The sequence below is a fragment of the Stenotrophomonas sp. AC248 genome (assembly GCF_979258185.1).
The window spans coordinates 2,496,107-2,512,304 of record NZ_OZ409840.1; the positions used below are offsets into that span (position 1 = coordinate 2,496,107).

The 16,198-nt window shown below is 69.5% G+C and carries 13 protein-coding genes and 1 pseudogene; 10 read left to right on the plus strand and 4 right to left on the minus strand.

Annotation, left to right across the window (positions count from 1 at the left end; all coding sequences use genetic code 11):
* Window positions 1-54: 54 nt before the first annotated feature.
* Both ACZ0AE_RS11305 and ACZ0AE_RS11310 read right to left on the minus strand, forming a co-directional pair.
* Window positions 55-2,236 (minus strand): annotated as a pseudogene (locus tag ACZ0AE_RS11305) (beta-glucosidase).
* 908 nt (window positions 2,237-3,144) lie between these two features.
* Window positions 3,145-3,588 carry a winged helix-turn-helix transcriptional regulator gene (locus tag ACZ0AE_RS11310; RefSeq protein ID WP_038687943.1) on the minus strand — a complete coding sequence of 148 codons (444 nt, stop codon included), beginning with the start codon at window positions 3,586-3,588 and terminating at the stop codon, window positions 3,145-3,147.
* A 75-nt stretch (window positions 3,589-3,663) separates the two neighbouring features.
* On the opposite strand from ACZ0AE_RS11310, the gene ACZ0AE_RS11315 reads away from it, so the two are divergent.
* Both ACZ0AE_RS11315 and ACZ0AE_RS11320 read left to right on the plus strand, forming a co-directional pair.
* A complete protein-coding gene (locus ACZ0AE_RS11315) occupies window positions 3,664-4,851 on the plus strand; it encodes an MFS transporter (protein ID WP_463601150.1) in 1,188 nt (395 codons plus the stop codon).
* Window positions 4,848-5,567 carry a helix-turn-helix transcriptional regulator gene (locus tag ACZ0AE_RS11320; protein ID WP_463601151.1) on the plus strand — a complete coding sequence of 240 codons (720 nt, stop codon included), beginning with the start codon at window positions 4,848-4,850 and terminating at the stop codon, window positions 5,565-5,567. Before ACZ0AE_RS11315 ends, ACZ0AE_RS11320 begins: the two co-directional genes overlap by 4 nt.
* Here ACZ0AE_RS11320 and ACZ0AE_RS11325 read toward each other — a convergent pair.
* A complete protein-coding gene (locus ACZ0AE_RS11325) occupies window positions 5,552-6,442 on the minus strand; it encodes a sterol desaturase family protein (protein WP_463601152.1) in 891 nt (296 codons plus the stop codon). The two genes, ACZ0AE_RS11320 and ACZ0AE_RS11325, sit on opposite strands and share 16 nt — an antisense overlap.
* Before the next feature lie 336 nt (window positions 6,443-6,778).
* Here ACZ0AE_RS11325 and imuA point away from each other — a divergent pair, with 336 nt between their 5' ends.
* From imuA to ACZ0AE_RS11345, 4 genes are all read left to right on the plus strand, one after another.
* The gene (gene imuA / locus ACZ0AE_RS11330) at window positions 6,779-7,396 is read left to right on the plus strand and encodes a translesion DNA synthesis-associated protein ImuA (protein ID WP_463601153.1); all 618 of its coding nucleotides are present in this window, start codon (window positions 6,779-6,781) and stop codon (window positions 7,394-7,396) included.
* A gap of 9 nt (window positions 7,397-7,405) precedes the next feature.
* Complete coding sequence (locus tag ACZ0AE_RS11335) at window positions 7,406-8,821, plus strand: Y-family DNA polymerase (protein ID WP_313245530.1); 1,416 nt, start codon at window positions 7,406-7,408, stop codon at window positions 8,819-8,821.
* Window positions 8,818-11,919 (plus strand): error-prone DNA polymerase, encoded by a 3,102-nt coding sequence (locus ACZ0AE_RS11340; protein WP_463601154.1) that lies wholly within the window; start codon window positions 8,818-8,820, stop codon window positions 11,917-11,919. The genes ACZ0AE_RS11335 and ACZ0AE_RS11340 overlap by 4 nt, the downstream gene beginning before the upstream one ends.
* Window positions 11,920-12,036: 117 nt before the next feature.
* Window positions 12,037-12,543 (plus strand): hypothetical protein, encoded by a 507-nt coding sequence (locus tag ACZ0AE_RS11345; protein ID WP_137189684.1) that lies wholly within the window; start codon window positions 12,037-12,039, stop codon window positions 12,541-12,543.
* On the opposite strand, the gene ptsJ is transcribed toward ACZ0AE_RS11345, so the two are convergent.
* Complete coding sequence (gene ptsJ, locus ACZ0AE_RS11350) at window positions 12,510-13,832, minus strand: MocR-like B6 salvage transcription factor PtsJ (protein WP_463601155.1); 1,323 nt, start codon at window positions 13,830-13,832, stop codon at window positions 12,510-12,512. The two genes, ACZ0AE_RS11345 and ptsJ, sit on opposite strands and share 34 nt — an antisense overlap.
* Before the next feature lie 90 nt (window positions 13,833-13,922).
* Between ptsJ and ACZ0AE_RS11355 the strand changes: the two genes are divergently transcribed.
* The 4 genes from ACZ0AE_RS11355 to ACZ0AE_RS11370 all read left to right on the plus strand — a co-directional run bounded on the left by ACZ0AE_RS11355 (window position 13,923) and on the right by ACZ0AE_RS11370 (window position 16,188).
* Entirely contained in the window at window positions 13,923-14,699 is a 777-nt protein-coding gene (locus ACZ0AE_RS11355; protein ID WP_463601156.1) for a YggS family pyridoxal phosphate-dependent enzyme, read from the plus strand.
* Window positions 14,696-15,430: a glutamine amidotransferase gene (locus ACZ0AE_RS11360; RefSeq protein ID WP_463601157.1), complete on the plus strand. Its 735-nt coding sequence runs from the start codon at window positions 14,696-14,698 to the stop codon at window positions 15,428-15,430. The genes ACZ0AE_RS11355 and ACZ0AE_RS11360 overlap by 4 nt, the downstream gene beginning before the upstream one ends.
* A complete protein-coding gene (locus ACZ0AE_RS11365; RefSeq protein ID WP_463601158.1) occupies window positions 15,427-15,669 on the plus strand; it encodes a hypothetical protein in 243 nt (80 codons plus the stop codon). The genes ACZ0AE_RS11360 and ACZ0AE_RS11365 overlap by 4 nt, the downstream gene beginning before the upstream one ends.
* Before the next feature lie 126 nt (window positions 15,670-15,795).
* On the plus strand, window positions 15,796-16,188 hold the full coding sequence (locus ACZ0AE_RS11370) for a hypothetical protein (protein ID WP_463601159.1): 393 nt from the start codon (window positions 15,796-15,798) through the stop codon (window positions 16,186-16,188).
* Window positions 16,189-16,198 lie beyond the last annotated feature (10 nt).

Sequence of the window (16,198 nt, forward strand, 5' to 3'; positions counted from 1 at the left end):
ATGATGGCCAACCCGGCGGGTAGGTACCGACCGTCGGTCGGTACCCGCCGTCGCTTAACGCACTACTTCATCACCGAGCACGAACGCGATGGTTTCCACCGGCTCGTTGGCCGAGCGCGACAGCTGCAGTTCGTAGCGGCCCTCGGCGATCTTCCACTGCTTGTCGGCGGTGTCGAAGCTGGCCAGCGTCTTCGGTTCGGCCTCGATGCGGATCCGGCGCGATTCGCCCGGCTGCAGCGTGACCTTCTGGAAGCCGATCAGGCGGATCGGGGTGGCGCTGCCTTCGGGCATCTTCAGGTACAGCTGGGCCACGTCCGCGCCGGCCACCTTGCCGGTGTTGCGGATGTCCACGGTGGCGACCAGACGCTGGCCCATCGAGATGGCACTCAGGTTTTCATAGGTGAAGCTGGTGTAGGACAGGCCATGGCCGAACGCGAACTGCGGGGTCAGGCCCTTGGCGGCGAACCACTTGTAGCCGACGTTGGCGCCTTCGATGTCGTAATCGATGGTGTCATCCGGCTTGTGCTTCGGGTTGAAGCCCAGCCCGTTCACTTCCGGACGCGGCAGCTGGCTGGCATCCACCGGCCAGGTCACCGGCAGGCGGCCGGACGGGTTGACCTTGCCGGTCAGCAGCGCGGCAATGCCTTCGCCGCCACGGATGCCCGGGTACCACGCCTGCAGCACCGCCGGCACCTGCTGCAGCCACGGCAGCTCGACCGGGCCGTTGGTTTCCAGCACCACCACGGTCTTCGGGTTGGCCTTGCGCCACCCCGGCGATCAGCGCGTCCTGGTTGTCGGGCAGCTTCATGTGCGGCAGGTCGACCGATTCGGCCGACCACTGCGTGGCAAACACGATCGCTACGTCGGCCGCGGCGGCAGCGCGCGCGGCGGCGGCCACGTTGCGGCCATCCACGTACTCGATGCTGGCGTCCGGGCGCTCGGCGCGCAGGGCCTCCAGCGGCGAGGACGGATGGAAGATCACCGGACCCGGCCAGGTGGTCGGCAGCACGCCCGGCACCGCGTTGGTGCCCTTGGCGGTCCAGCCCACCATCGACGAACCACCGCCGCCGATCACGCCCTTGTCGGCGTGGCCACCGATGATCACGATGCGCTTGACCTCCGGGCCCAGCGGCAGCACGTTGTTGGCATTGCGCAGCAGCACGCTGCCTTCTTCCACGGTGCGCTGCGCGGCGGCGAAACCGGCGGCGTCATCGATCGGCTGGTGCTGCGGCGGCAGGTCGAAATTGCCGTTGGCGAACATCGCGCGCAGGATCCGCGACACCATGTCGTCCAGGCGCGCACGCGGCACCACGCCGCCATTGACGGCCAGGCGCAGCGGTGCGTCGAAGTACACGGCCTTGTCGAACACTTCACCGGCCGACTGCTGGTCCAGACCGGCCAGCGCCGCCTTGGAGCCGCTGTGCACGCCGCCCCAGTCGGACATTACGAAACCGGGGAACTTCCATTCCTGCTTGAGCACCTGGTTCATCAGGTAATCGTGCTCGCAACCGTAGATACCGTTGATGCGGTTGTAGGAGCACATCACCGAACCGGGCTTGCCGATGTCCAGGGCGATCTCGAACGCCAGCAGGTCCGATTCGCGCATGGCCTGCTCGCCGATCTCGGCGCTGTGGAAATTGCGCGAGGTTTCCATGTCGTTGAGCGCGAAGTGCTTCATCGTCGACACCACGTGCTGGCTCTGCACGCCGCGGATCGACTCGCCAACCAGGCGACCGGCCAGCAACGGGTCTTCACCGGCGTACTCGAAGTTGCGGCCGTTGCGCGGATCGCGCTGCAGGTTGACGCTGCCAGCCAGCAGGATGTTGAAGCGCTGCTGCCAGGCCTCGCGGCCCATGGTGGCGCCACCGGCAAAGGCGACTTCCGGGTTCCAGCTGGACGCGGTGGACGGGCCGGACGGCATCGCCGTGGCGTGGTCACCCTTGCGGATGCCGCCCGGGTTGGTCACGCCCACGCCGGCGTCGGCCGACTGCTGCGACGGAATGCCCAGCCGCGCCACGCCCGGCACGAAACCGGCCGAACCGACCGCGCCTTCCGGCAGCGGGCCGCCATCCTTGCCCAGCCCGAAGTAGCTGTGCAGCATCTGGAACTTCTCGTCGTCGGTCATCTTCGCCACGATCAGCCGGGCGCGTGCATCGGCGTTGAGCGAGGTGTCCATCCACGGCGTGTCGCCGCCGACCGGCGCGGTGTAGCCCAGGGTCAGCAGCTTGCCGGCGATGGCCGGGCTGTCGGCATCGATGCGCAGCTTGACCGCGGTGCTGGTGGCCGACTGGAACCCGTTGGAACGGGCCACGTCGCCGTTGGCGTCGAAGCCGGTCACGGCGGCATCGTTGGCACCCAGCAGCACGGACGGCGCGCCCACGCGCGAGGCCTCGATGAGCTGCTTGAAGCGTGCGCCATCGGCAGCGGCGGTCTGCGTGTACAGCGCCACCACGTGGCGGCCGTCATTCAAGCGCAGGTAGTTCATGCCCGGCGCTTCGATGCCCGACTCGGCTTCCACCGGCAGGCGCGAGATCACGATGCTGCCACGGCGCTCGGCCGACGCCGGGTCGGCACTGACGAAGCGGTAGGTGTAACCCAGCTGGTCGGCCAGCGCTTCCAGCGGATCCGGCGCGTGGCTGGTGCCGCTGGTGTCCGCTTCACGGTGCACGTTGCCGATGGTCAGCGCGTCCACGTTCATGGCCTGCAACTGGGCCGCAACGTCGGCCGCATTGAGCCATTTCGGCGCCTGTTCCAGGCTGAGCACGGTGAAGGCGTCGGCTCCGCCGGTGGTGGCGGTGGGCGCGGCCCAGGCCGAGGCGGCCAGCGAGAGCGTGATGGCGGCCGTCAGGGCCAGTGGCTTTGTAATCGTTTTCATAAGCGGGCGAAACACCTTTGCTTGCGCAAAAAATCCAGGGAGTCGTGCCGCAGAAGGGTGCAGCGCCAAGATGGCGGATGCCGGCACCTTGCAGGCCGGTATCGGGTACTACCAGGCAATGCAGCTACGACCAGGCCCCTCCGCCCGTCGATACAGCCGCCCTGCCCGGTGGGCGCCGCAGGCGGCACCCATCCGGTGAAGAGTCGTTCACCCTGTTCATCCCTGTCAACAGCGTGTTCAGTTTCGGCGGCGTAGGGCCGCCCCGTCGATCACGGCGTGGCGGGCTTGACCACGTGCGTTGCCGCGGACGCCAGCACGCGCCCTTCCCTGTCCTGCGGAAGCAGCGGCGCCAGCGGCTGGCCATCGGCCAGGGTGAGCAGCTGCGAGCGTGGTTCATGTTCGGCGAACAGGAACGCTTCGCCCCACTGCCGCAGCGCCACCACCAGCGTGAACAGCGCCTGCCCTTTTGGTGTCAGGACGTAGTCGTGGTACCGGCTGCCATCGGCCGCCGGCTGCTGGGCGAGCACCCCGGAATCCTGCAGCGCCTGCAGGCGCTGGCTGAGCATGCTGCGCGACATGCCCAGGCTGCGTTGGAAATCACTGAACCGATGTACCCCATCGAAGGCGTCGCGCACGATCAGCAGCGACCAGCGGTCGCCGATCAGGTCCAGCGCGCGGGCCACCGGGCAGGTGGCGTTGGGATCGTCGTGCATGGGGCACCTCCATAAGTGGTTTTATTTTAGAACCAGATCATCCAGAATCAACTGGTTCTATTTTGAGACCATAAAATGTCCATCGCCGCACCGCTGCCCCGTACCGCCACGCCCCTGCTGTTGTTGTTCGCCTGCGCCGCCGGGCTCAGCGTGGCCAACGTCTACTACGCCCAACCGCTGCTGGATGCGCTGGCCGCCGACCTGCACATCGGCACCGCCCGGATCGGCGCGGTCATTGCCGCTACTCAGCTGGGCTCGGTGATCGCGCTGCTGTGGCTGGTGCCGCTGGGCGACCGGTTGGAACGCAGGCGCCTGATGGCGGCGCAGAGCGTGGCGCTGGTCGTGGCCCTGTTGGGCGTTGCCCTGGCCGGCAACGCCACCGCGCTGCTGCTGGGCATGTTGGCGGTGGGCCTGCTCGGCACCGCGATGACCCAGGGGCTGATTGCCTATGCCGCCGCTGCGGCGGGCCCGCATGAGCGTGGCCGCGTGGTCGGTGCCGCCCAGGCCGGCGTGGTGATCGGCCTGCTGCTGGCCCGGGTGGTGGCTGGTGGCGTGGCCGACCTGGGGGGCTGGCGTGCGGTGTATGTGCTGTCGGCGGTGCTGATGGTGGTCAGCGGCGCGGTGCTGTGGCTGCGCCTGCCACGGCTGCCGGTGGCCGATGCCGCGCCCCGGATCGGGTTGATCACTCTGCTGCGTCAGCAACCTGTGCTGCGCCAACGCGGCGTGCTCGGACTGCTGCTGTTCACCGCGTTCGGGCTGTTCTGGAGCAGCATGGCGCTGCCATTGAGCACACCGCCGCATGCGCTCAGCCATACCGCCATCGGTGCGTTCGCACTGGTCGGCCTGCTCGGCGCGTTGGCCGCCGCGCGCAGCGGGCACTGGAGCGATCGCGGCCATGCCGACCGTGTTTCCTTTGCTGCGCTGCTGTTGTTGCTGTTGAGCTGGGCCCCGCTGGCTGCGCTGCCGCTGCACCTGGGCTGGCTGGTACTGGGCGTGCTGTTGCTGGATCTGGCGGTACAGGCACTGCACGTGACCAACCAGAGCCTGATCCTGGCCGCCGCGCCCAACGCGCAGGCGCAGGTGATCGCCGCCTACATGCTGTTCTATGCGGCCGGCAGCGGGATCGGCGCGCTGCTGGGCAGCAGCCTGTATGCCGCGTATGGCTGGAACGGCGTCTGCATTGCCGGCGCCCTGGTTTCATTGCTTGCGCTGGGCGCGTGGTGGACGGTTTCCGCTACCCTGCGCAGCAGGTGCAAGGGGTGAACGATGCGGAGCGTGCGGTGAATGCGTCCACGGCAGTGAACGGGCAGTGGTCTGGCGCACTGCTGCTGGGCCCGCATTTCGCCGTGCTGCAGGGCCATGCCGGTGCCACCGGTGCGCATGCCCACTACGCCCACCAGGTGCTGCTGGCCGATGCCGGCCACTGGACCGTGGAGAACGACGACGGGCTGCAGTGCGGCACGCGCCTGTTGCTCCCCTCGTTCCAGTCGCATGCGGTGCGCGGCGTGCCGCTGCGCGGCTGCACGGTATGGATTGAACCCAGCCATGTCGACCTGCAGACGCTGCAGGCACAGCTGCCCTTGCTTCCGTGCGATCCGCAGGCGGTGTTGCCCTGCCTGTCGGCCCTGGTCGCGCAGGCGCCGCTGGACCGCCGGCTGCAGGCCGCACTGTCCGCACTGGACGCGCGGTTGCCCGAGCGCATTGCGGCCCCGGCCATCGCAGCGGCCGCGCACCTGTCCGAAAGCCAGTTGCACCGCCGCTTCCAGCAGGACCTGGCCGTGTCACTGCGTGGCCTGGTGCTGTGGCGCCGGTTGCGCCAGGCACTGGTCCAGGTGATCGAGGGACACAGCCTGACCACCAGCGCACATGCCGCCGGCTTCGCCGACCTGGCGCACTTCTCGCGCAACCTGCGGCGCATGTTCGGCGTGCAGGCCGGGCACCTGGCCGGCCTGCACCTGCAGCATTATCGCGGCGACTGATCCAGCCCCGGGGGCGGCGGCGGTTCCGGCACGTGCGGCAGCGCGCGGAACGGCGCCAGCAGTTGCCCCAGGTAGTCCCGTGGATAGGCCGGCTGGCTGCCAATCCCCAGGTCGTCCACGCGCATCCGGTAGTCGGCATCGAAGGCCGTCCCCAGCAGATGGTCCCAGACGGTCAGGAACAATCCGAAGTTGACGTCGCCGGCCTTGCCATAGCGCATGTGGTGGAACCGATGCAGCGGGGCCCATGCCATCACCTTGCCCAGCCAGCCCGGCCGCATGTCCACGTTGGAGTGCTGCAGCAGCAACTGGATGGCAATGGCGAAAGCCAGCACCGCCGCCACCGGGTACGGCATGCCCAGCAACAGCAGCGGCAGCACCCCGCCCAAGGCTTCGGCCGTCTGGTGCAGCGGGTGCTTCATCAATCCGTTGAACCCATACATGCGGGTCACGCTGTGGTGGACTGCGTGCAACCGCCACAGCCAGGCCCAGCGATGGCTGGCGTAATGCACCAGGGTGATGCCCAGGTCCGCGGCGACGATTGCCAGCACCACCTGCGCCACCACACTCCAGTGCGTCGGCCACAGCTGCCACGGCACCCACGCGGCCACCAGCGGAATCGCACCGATCGCCAGCAGGTTCAATCCTTCATTCACCAGCGCATGGACCGCATCGCGGCCCGCATCGCCCTGGGGGGCGTTGAAGGCCGGGTCATAGGGCCAGCAGCGCTCGGCCAGCCACGACAGCGCGATGGCCAGCACCAACCCCGGCAGCAGCCACAGGGCCGACCCCGCTGCATACCCCACCCACCACGTGGCCATCCCCACGCATCCAAGCAGCATTCCCGGCGCATACAACGCCAACCACCATCGCTTCATCGACCTGCTCCATACAAAGGAGCGGCCATGCTCGCGACAACGGCGCGGCCGGGCTTGAACAAACCGCGCATCCCGCCGCGACCGCCGATGCAGCCCTTCATGCCATCCATATCGACCCGCCCCCCACGGCCGCTGCAGCGGTGGGCAGGCCACTGGCTGAAGCATTCATCACCCCGGCTGCGTTCAAACTGCCGGTGCGCGAACCGTTAGCATTTTTACTAATTGCCGGTAGGATTGTCGGTCTCAGCCTCTGACACCGCCCCTGCCGATACTGCCCGCCATGCCCCGCCTTGCCGCCCCTGCCTGCCTGCGCCAGCCCCTTCGGGAGGTGCGCTGATGGGCGCGGTTCTGGCCCTGGACCAGTTGCTGGAAAGCCGGCAGGTCTGGCGCGGCAGGCCGCAGGTCACGCCGCCGGCCACGGCCCCGCACCCTACCGGCCACCCGGCGCTGGACGCCCGCCTGCCCGGCGGCGGCTGGCCGCCGGCGGCGCTGTCGGAGGTGCTGCTGGCCGCACCGGGGCACGGCGAGCTGGCGCTGGTCTGGCCCACCCTGGCGCGGCTGAGCCAGCAGCAGCAGACCATCGTGCTGATTGCCCCGCCCTACCTGCCGCATGCGCCCGGCTGGGCCGGTGCCGGGCTGGCCTTGAACCAGGTGCAGGTGGTGCGGGCAGCCCCGCGCGATGCCCTGTGGGCCGCCGAACAGTGCCTGCGTTCTGCGGCCTGTGCCGCCGTGCTGTGCTGGCCGCAGCAGGCCGACGACCGGGCCCTGCGCCGGCTGCAGGTGGCCGCCGAAACCGGCCAGTGCCTGGGGTTTGCCTTCCGCGACCTGCGCCAGGCGCGCAATGCTTCGCCGGCACCGCTGCGGTTGCAGCTTAAGCACGGCCAGGTGCGCGTCCTCAAGTGCCGCGGCGGCATGGCCCCGGCGCAGCCGTTGCCGCTGGCCCTGGCGCATTGAGCGGCCGCCGTGCACTGGGCCTGCCTGTTGCTGCCACAGCTGGCGCTGGATGCCGCCCTGCGCCAGCAACCCGATCCGTCGGTGCCGCTGGTGCTGCTCAGCGGCCCCGCGCAGCGCCGCGTGCTGCATGCGGTGAGCCCGGCGGCGCGCCAACGGGGGCTGCGCCGCGGCATGCTGCTGTCGGCCGCCCAGGTGCTTACCCGCGACATGCTCACCGTCGAACATGACCCGCGCGCCGAACAGGCCACCCGGCAGCTGCTGGCCAGTTGGCTGTATGGCATCAGCTCGCAGGTCAGCCTGGCCTTCCCGCATGCGCTGGCGCTGGAAATCGGCGCCAGCCGCGCGCTGTTCGGTGACTGGCCCACGATTGAAAAACGCCTGTGCGACGGCCTCAAGGAGCTCGGCTTCCGCCATCGCCTGGTGGCTGCACCCAATCCGCATGCGGCCTGGGTGCTGACCCGCGTGCATGCGCGGTTGGGGGTGGAGGCCCAGCAGCTGGACGCCACCCTGGCCCAGGTACCGATCGAACACAGCGGGCTGCCGGCCGAGGCGGCCACGGTGCTGGCGCGCTCGGGTCTGCGCACGCTGGGCGCGGCCTTCCAGCTACCGCGCGACAGCCTGGCGCGACGCTTCGCGCCGGCCGTGCTGGCCCACCTGGATGCGCTGCGCGGGATCAGCACGCCGCCGCTGCGCTACTACCAGCCGCCGGACCGCTTCGACGCACGCATCGAGTTCGAGTACGAAATCGAATCCACCCAGGCCCTGCTGTTCCCGCTGCGCCGGCTCACCGGTGACCTGGCGGCCTTCCTGTGTTCGCGCGATGGCGGCGTGCAGCGCTTCACGTTGTGGTTCGAACACGACCAGCACCCGGATACCGGCCTGGACATCGGCCTGCTCGCGCCCGAACGCGATGCGGCCATGTTGTTCGAACTGGCGCGCAACCGCGTCGACCACCTGCACCTGCCTGCCGGCAGCCGTGGCCTGCGCCTGCAGGCCGAGCACCTGCCGCCGTTCGTACCGGCCGCACGCGACCTGTTCGATCCCCGCCCGCAACAGGCGATGCCCTGGGAACAGGTGCGCGAGCGGCTGCGTGCCCGGCTCGGCGATGACGCCGTGCAGGGCCTGGGGCTGCGTGCCGAACACCGCCCCGAACGTGCCAGCGGCGATGCCCACGGTGCGCCCAAAGGCCCGCCGCCCGTCCTGCCCGTGCGACCGGGCTGGTTGCTGCCACGCCCGCAGCCGCTGCTCGACCCGCACCTGCGCATCGTGTCCGGGCCCGAGCGGATCGAATCGGGCTGGTGGGATGAAGGCGATATCCGCCGCGACTACTACGTCATCGAAACCGGCCAGGGCCAGCGCGGCTGGGCCTATACCAGCGCCGATGGGCGCGGCGGGCCGTGGATGCTGCACGGCTGGTTTTCATGAGCGCCGCCCTGCCCGACTACGCCGAACTGCATTGCCTGTCGGCCTTCAGCTTCCAGCGCGGCGCGTCGATCGCCGAGGAACTGTTCGCACGCGCCAAGGGCCAGGGCTACCGCGCGCTGGCGATCACCGACGAATGCTCGCTGGCCGGCATCGTGCGGGCCTGGCAGGCAGCGAAAAAGCATGACCTGGCGCTGATCACCGGCGCGGAGTTCCAGTTGGAAGACGGCCCCAGGCTGGTGCTGCTGTGCACCGACCTGGCCGCCTATGCCGGCCTGTGCCAGCTGATCACCACCTGCCGCCGGCGCGCGCCCAAGGGCGAGTACCGCTGCCTCCGCGAGGACCTGGATACGCTGCCCGACAGCCTGCTGTGCCTGTGGCTGGACCGCGTACCCAACGCCGATGACGCCGCCTGGCTGCAGGCCCGCTTCGCGCAGCGGCTGTGGCTGGCGGTGGAACTGCATCGGGAGGCCGATGACAGGCAGCGCCTGGCCGCGCTGCACCACTTCGGCCGCGAACACGCCATCCCGCTGGTGGCCAGCGGCGATGTGCACATGCACGTGCGCCGCCGCCGCGCCCTGCAGGACACCCTCACCGCGATCCGCCACCACTGCACCATCGCCGATGCCGGCTGGCGGCTGTTTGCCAACGGCGAACGGCATGTGCGCACCCGCCAGGCGCTGGCTGCGCTGTACCCGCCGGCCTTGCTGGCCGAAACCGTGCGTATCGCCAACCGCTGCCACTTCGACCTCAAGCAGCTGCAGTACACCTACCCGCGCGAACTGATCCCGGCCGGGTACGATCCGGCCAGCTGGCTGCGCACGCTGGTGGAGGACGGCATGCGATGGCGCTGGAAGACAGGCGCCACGGCAAAACAACGCACGCAGATCGAACACGAACTCGACCTGATCCACACGAAACAGTACGAGTCCTACTTCCTGACCGTGCACGACATCGTGCGCTTCGCGCGCAGCCAGAAGATCCTCTGCCAGGGCCGCGGCTCAGCCGCCAATTCGTCGGTGTGCTACGTCCTGGGTGTGACGGAGATCGACCCCAGCGAGATGGAGCTGCTGTTCGAGCGCTTCATCTCCGCCGAACGCGACGAGCCGCCGGACATCGACATCGATTTCGAACACGAGCGCCGCGAGGAAGTGCTGCAGTACGTGTTCAACCGCTACGGTCGCGAACGCGCTGCATTGACCGCGGTGGCGATCAGCTACCGTGGCCGCAGTGCGGTGCGCGATGTGGCGCGGGTGCTGGGCCTGCCGCCGGACCAGGTCAACGAGCTGGCCGCCTGCCTGGACCGCTGGAGCAGCCACGAGCCGCTGCCCGAGGCATTGCGCGAGCGCGGCTTCGACCCGGACACGCCGCTGATGCGGCGGGTGGTGGCATTGACCAGCGAACTGGTCGACTTCCCGCGCCACCTGTCCCAGCACCCGGGCGGTTTCGTGATCTCCGAACATCCGCTGTCCACGATGGTGCCGGTGGAGAACGCGGCCATGGCCGACCGCACCGTGATCCAGTGGGACAAGGACGACCTGGACGCCACCGGGCTGATGAAGGTGGACTGCCTGGCGCTGGGCATGCTCACCGCCGTGCGCAAATGCCTGGCCATGCTGCACGCGCACGGCGCGCCCTTGATGGGCATGGCCGATATTCCCCCCGGCGACACGAAAACCTACGACATGATCTGCCGCGCCGACACCCTGGGCGTGTTCCAGATCGAATCGCGTGCGCAGATGGCCATGCTGCCGCGCATGCAGCCGCGCTGTTTCTACGACCTGGTGATCGAAGTGGCGATCGTGCGCCCCGGCCCGATCCAGGGCGACATGGTGCATCCGTATCTGAACCGGCGCAAGAAGCTCAAGGAAGAAGGCATCGAGGAAATCGACTACCCGCCGGCGCTGGAGAAGGTCTTCAAGCGTACCCTGGGCGTGCCGCTGTTCCAGGAACAGGTGATGCAGCTGGCGGTGGCAGCGGCCGGCTTTACCGCAGGCGAGGCCGACGCGCTGCGCCGTTCGATGGCGGCCTGGAAACGCCATGGGGGGTTGGAGCCGCATCGCGACCGCCTGCTCACCGGCATGGCCGCCCGTGGCCACAGCCGCGAATACGGCGAACGCCTGTTCGAGCAGATCAAGGGCTTCGGCAGTTATGGCTTCCCGGAAAGCCACGCGGCCAGCTTCGCGCTGATCACCTATGTCAGTTGCTGGCTCAAGTGCCACCACCCGTCGGCGTTCGCTGCCAGCCTGATCAACAGCCAGCCGCTGGGGTTCTACACCCCCGACCAGATCCTGCAGGACGCGCGCCGCCATGGCGTGCCCGTACTGCCGGTGGATGTGCGCCACAGCGACTGGGACTGCACGCTGCTGCCGCCCACCGCGCCCGACCGCCCGTTCGGCATCCGCCTGGGCCTGCGCCTGATCGACGGCTTCAGCGAAGATGTCGCCACCGCGCTGGTACAGGCACGCGCCCGGCAGCCGTTCGACAGCGTGGCCGACCTCAGCCAGCGCGCGCGGCTGGATCGCCGCCACCAGGGCCTGCTCGCCGATGCGGGGGCGTTGAAGGGATTGAGCGGCCATCGCCATCGTGCGCGCTGGGAAGTGTCGGGCGTGGAAAAGCCGTTGCCGCTGTTCGACACCGCGCGGGCCACCGTGGAAGCCAGCGTGCCGTTGCCGCCGCCCAGTGCGTTGGAGGACATGCAGGCCGACTACAACAGCACCGGCACCACCCTGGGCCGGCACATGGTGGCCTTCATCCGCGCGCAGCTGCGCCAGCGCCGCTGCCAGCGCTCGGACGAACTGGCCGCCCTGCCGCATGGGCGCACCGTGCGGTTTGCCGGGCTGGTGCGGATGCGCCAACGCCCGCAGACCGCCAGCGGGGTCACCTTCCTGACCCTGGAAGACGAATGCGGCATGGTCAACGCCGTGGTCTGGCGCAAGACCGCCGACCGCCAGCACCGGGTGCTGGTGGAAGCACGGATGATGCAGATCGACGGCCGCCTGGAGCGCGTGGACGGCGTGCAGCACCTGATCGTGCGGCAGATGTACAACATCGATTGCCTGATCGAAGGCGTGCGCACGCACAGTCGGGATTTCCATTGATGCCGCGCAGCAACACGTGACCAACTTCACGATCACTGCAAATACAGACTTTCCCGACTGGTGTCGCAATCAACCATTGCGGTATGGTCGCGAGCTTCCAAGGATCTGGAGCCGCCATTGTCCCGCGCACTCACCGTCACCACGCTGGTTGTCTCCAGCCTCGCCCTTGTGGTCTCCGCCTGGACCGGCCTGCGCCTGCACCAGAGCCAATCGCACGACCGGGTGATCACCGCACGCGGGCTGGTCATCCAGGACAGCAACGGCCAGGCCCGGGTGATCCTGGGCGCACCGGTGCCGGACCCGCTCAGCAAGGGCATCTCGCAGGGGCCGCGCGCATCGCCGCTGTCCGGGCTGATCCTGCTCGGCGCCGACGGTTCCGAACGCGGCGGCTACGGCACGGCCGATGTCGGTGATGAAGCCATGCTCACCCTGGACGATGCCAGTGGCACCACCGAAGTGTTCAAGGTCACCGCCAACCCGGATCGCGGCGCCACCCTGGTGATCAAGCACCAGAACAGCACCGGTGCCATGCTCACGTCCTGGCAGGGCAAGCCGGAATTGATCTTCGTCGGCGACAACGGCCAGTCGCACTACGTGCGCCCGAGTACCCCCAGCGCGCCCTGATCCTCCAGCGCCTGGCGCAGGTCAAGCGCAACGCGCCGCGCATCGCCGGCCGTCAGCATGGCCGTGGTGATGCGCAGGCCGTGCACGCCGGGTTGCACGGCAAACACTTCGCCGCCGCGCAGTTGCCACCCGCGCTGCGCCATGGCCAGCACCAGCGGCTGGCTGTCGGCGGCCAGCGGCACCCACAGGTTCAACCCATCCATCACCGCCGGGGTGTGGATGCCCTGCTCGCCCAGCGCCTGCTGCAACACCTGGCACCGCTGCGCATAATCGCGCCCGGCCTTGGCAACACGCGCCATCACCCGCGCCGACCCCAGCGCCGCGGCCGCCGCATCCTGCAGCAGGTGGCTGACCCAGCCGGTGCCGGGGGCCATGCGCAGGCGCAGGCGTGCGGCGGTGTCGGCATCGCAGCCCAGCACCGCCAGGCGCAGGTCCGGCCCGAGTGCCTTGGACAGCGAACGCACCAGCACCCAGCGCCGCGTACGCGGGGCGATCACCGAGTGGTACGGCTGCTGCGACAACACTGCGAAATGATCGTCCACCAGCACCAACACCTGCGGATGCCGCTCCAGCACCTGGCGCAGTTCGCGCGCGCGGCGCTGGCTGAGGCTGGCACCGGTCGGGTTGTGCGCACGCGGGGTCAGCAGCACCGCGCGTGCGCCGGCCTCCAGCGCCGCCGCCAAGGCAGCCGGCACCATCCCGTGTTCATCGATGGCCACGGCCAACGTGGCATGCCCGCCCGCGCGCAGGGTATTGAGGCTGCCCAGAAAGCACGGGTTCTCCACGGCCACGCGGTCGCCAGGCACCAGCCAGCTGCCCAGCACCCGTTCGATCGCATCGACCGCGCCGTGGCTGAGCTCCAGTGCGTACCCAGGCGGGCAATCCGGGTCCAGCTGCGCCCGTGCCAACCGCTCCAGCGGCGGGTCGATGGTGGGGGTGCCGTACAGGCGCGGCGCCCGTGCCGGCAGCAGCCCGCGCAGGTCTGGCAGCCACTGCGGGTCGGGGTTGCCGCTGGACAGGTCGTGCAGCGCCGAGCCCGCCGCACTGCCCTCCTGGGCGCCCGCGGTCGGGGGCGCGGTCACCACCGTGCCGCGCCGGCCCTGGGTCTGCGCCAGCCCGGCCGCGTCCAGCCGCTTGTAGGCGGCCGCCACGGTATTGCGGTTGATCTGCAGCTGCAGGGCCAGGTCGCGGACCGGTGGCAGCAGCTGCCCCGGTTCCAAAGCGCCACTGAGGATCTGCTGGCGGATGCTGTCGAACACGGCGCTGGCGGTCTGGCCGGTGATTTTCATTTTGTCCTATGCCAATATGTGAATCGTCCCGGGACAGTGTTGCACGTGCCGGACCGCCCGTGCAGCCGCCCTCGCTTCAGGAGCTCCCCCATGCCCATCGCACGCCCCGACTGGCCACAGGCCACCACCGTCGACGCCATCGCCCACAACCTGGAGGCCGTGCGCCACCGCATCGCGCGCGCCTGCGAACGTGCCGGCCGCGATCCGGCCAGCGTGCGCCTGCTGCCGGTCAGCAAGACCGTCGACCAGGCGCGGCTGCGCCTGGCCTGGGCGGCGGGCTGCCACGAACTGGGGGAAAACAAGGTGCAGGAGGCGCAGGCCAAGGCCGACGGCATGGCCGACCTGCCCATCCGCTGGTCGGTGATCGGGCACCTGCAGACCAACAAGGCCCGCGACGTGGCGCGCTTCGCCAGTGAGTTCCAGGCACTGGACAGCCTCCGCGTGGCCGAGGCACTGGACCGCCGGCTGGCGCTGGAGCAGCGCACGCTGGACGTGTTCGTGCAGGTCAACACCTCCGGGGAGGCCAGCAAATACGGCCTGGACCCGATCGCGGTGGCGGACTTCGTGCAGCAGTTGCCGGCCTTTCCCCGGCTGCGCGTGCGCGGACTGATGACGCTGGCGGTGTTCTCGCCCGACCCGGCGCAGGTGCGCCCGTGCTTCGTCCGCCTGCGTGACCTGCGCGACCGCCTGCGCCCCACCCTGCCGGACGGGATCCTGCTGGACGAGTTGTCGATGGGCATGTCCGGCGACTTCGACCTGGCCATCGAAGAAGGCGCCACCGTGGTGCGCGTGGGCCAGGCCATCTTCGGCGCGCGCGCCACCCCGGACAGTTTCTACTGGCCTACCGCCGCCGAGGGCACGCCATGAAGGCGGTGGCGATCCAGCACGTCGCGTTCGAAGACGCGGGGATACTGGCCCCGTTGTTGGCCGCACGCGGTTGGCAGCTGCAGACACTGCAGGCCGGCATCGACCGCCTGGACGGCGCCGAGACCGCCGACCTGCTGATCGTGCTGGGCGGGCCGATCAGCGCCAATGACGTGCATGCCTACCCACATCTGCGCGACCTGCATGCCCTGCTGCGCTCCCGCCTGGCCGCGCACCGCCCGACGCTGGGCATCTGCCTGGGCGCGCAGCTGGTGGCACGCGCACTCGGCGGCAGCGTGACGCCGATGGGCGCGAAGGAAATCGGCTTCGCGCCGTTGTCGCTGACCGATGCCGGCCTGGCCTCGCCGCTGCGGGCACTGGTGGGCATCCCGGTCCTGCACTGGCATGGCGAGAGCTTCACCCTGCCCGACGGAGCACTGCGCCTGGCCGCCACGCCCGCCTGCGCGCAGCAGGCGTTCGCCATCGGCCACCACCTGCTGGCCCTGCAGTGCCATCCCGAGGTCGACGCCACCCGCATCGACACCTGGCTGATCGGCCATGCCGACGAACTGCAGCGCGCGGGTATTGATCCCCGCACCCTGCGCGAACAGGCCGCCCGTTACGCCGCGCCCCTGGCGGCCGCCGCACGCGACCTGTTCGCCGCGTGGCTGGATGCACTGCCGACGCCAGCGCCTGTTGCCGATGCGCCCCTTGCCGGGACGGTGTCCGCATGAGCGGCCATCGCCTGATCGTGCACCAGCACGGCGTGCTGCTTGGCCACTTCGACAGCCAAGCTCCACAGGCCCGGCGTCACCTGCATACCTTGGCCGCGCAGCTGCCGGCCGCCGCCGGGTTCCAGCTGCAATGGCAGCAGGCCATCGGCGAACAGCGGCTGTTGAGCAGCGGCCCGGCGGGCCTGAAGGTGCTGGGCAGCGAAGTGGTCTACCAGGACATCGCCACGCCCGCAGCATAAGGACACGCTGCCGGCTTGTTCCGCCCACGCCACCGCGCCTACCATCCCGCCAGAGGCCTGCCGCGGTGGTGGGCCCACCGCCGGGCGGAGCACCCCATGGACAGCTATGACGCAATGGAACGCTACATGACCATCGCGCGCTATCTCAGCCTCTTCGCACTGCTGGCCCAACTGGTCCTGCTTGGCCTGCAAGTGGCGGCCTACCGTCGGCACCGTCATGCAAGCTTTCTGGTGCTCAGCCTGGCCAGCATCATCGGACTGGCCTATGGGGCGGTGATCGGCCTGCCGTATTTCACCGCCAGTGCCATGCCGCATGTCCTGTCCCTGATCACGGTGGGGGGCGTGATCGGCATAGCGGCCACGCTGCTGGGGATCACCGGCACGGTGCTGCTGTTCCGCGCCTATCGCGGACTGGTCGAGGACAACGCGCGCGTCACGGCCCGGCTGGCCGTGCTCGAAGCACAGCAGGCCGGCCCGCCACTGCCGGCCACGGTACCCGGTTCGTCACTGCACCCGTAATAACAGCGGC

Excerpts from the sequence above, each read along its gene's own strand:
- ACZ0AE_RS11315 (WP_463601150.1), top strand. The coding sequence starts at position 3,664 with ATGTCCATCGCCGCACCGCTGCCCCGTACCGCCACGCCCCTGCTGTTG.
- ACZ0AE_RS11360 (WP_463601157.1), top strand. The coding sequence starts at position 14,696 with ATGAAGGCGGTGGCGATCCAGCACGTCGCGTTCGAAGACGCGGGGATA.
- ACZ0AE_RS11325 (WP_463601152.1), bottom strand. The coding sequence starts at position 6,442 with ATGAAGCGATGGTGGTTGGCGTTGTATGCGCCGGGAATGCTGCTTGGA.
- ACZ0AE_RS11310 (WP_038687943.1), bottom strand. The coding sequence starts at position 3,588 with ATGCACGACGATCCCAACGCCACCTGCCCGGTGGCCCGCGCGCTGGAC.
- ACZ0AE_RS11340 (WP_463601154.1), top strand. The coding sequence starts at position 8,818 with ATGAGCGCCGCCCTGCCCGACTACGCCGAACTGCATTGCCTGTCGGCC.
- ACZ0AE_RS11365 (WP_463601158.1), top strand. The coding sequence starts at position 15,427 with ATGAGCGGCCATCGCCTGATCGTGCACCAGCACGGCGTGCTGCTTGGC.
- ACZ0AE_RS11355 (WP_463601156.1), top strand. The coding sequence starts at position 13,923 with ATGCCCATCGCACGCCCCGACTGGCCACAGGCCACCACCGTCGACGCC.
- ACZ0AE_RS11370 (WP_463601159.1), top strand. The coding sequence starts at position 15,796 with ATGACCATCGCGCGCTATCTCAGCCTCTTCGCACTGCTGGCCCAACTG.
- ptsJ (WP_463601155.1), bottom strand. The coding sequence starts at position 13,832 with ATGAAAATCACCGGCCAGACCGCCAGCGCCGTGTTCGACAGCATCCGC.
- imuA (WP_463601153.1), top strand. The coding sequence starts at position 6,779 with ATGGGCGCGGTTCTGGCCCTGGACCAGTTGCTGGAAAGCCGGCAGGTC.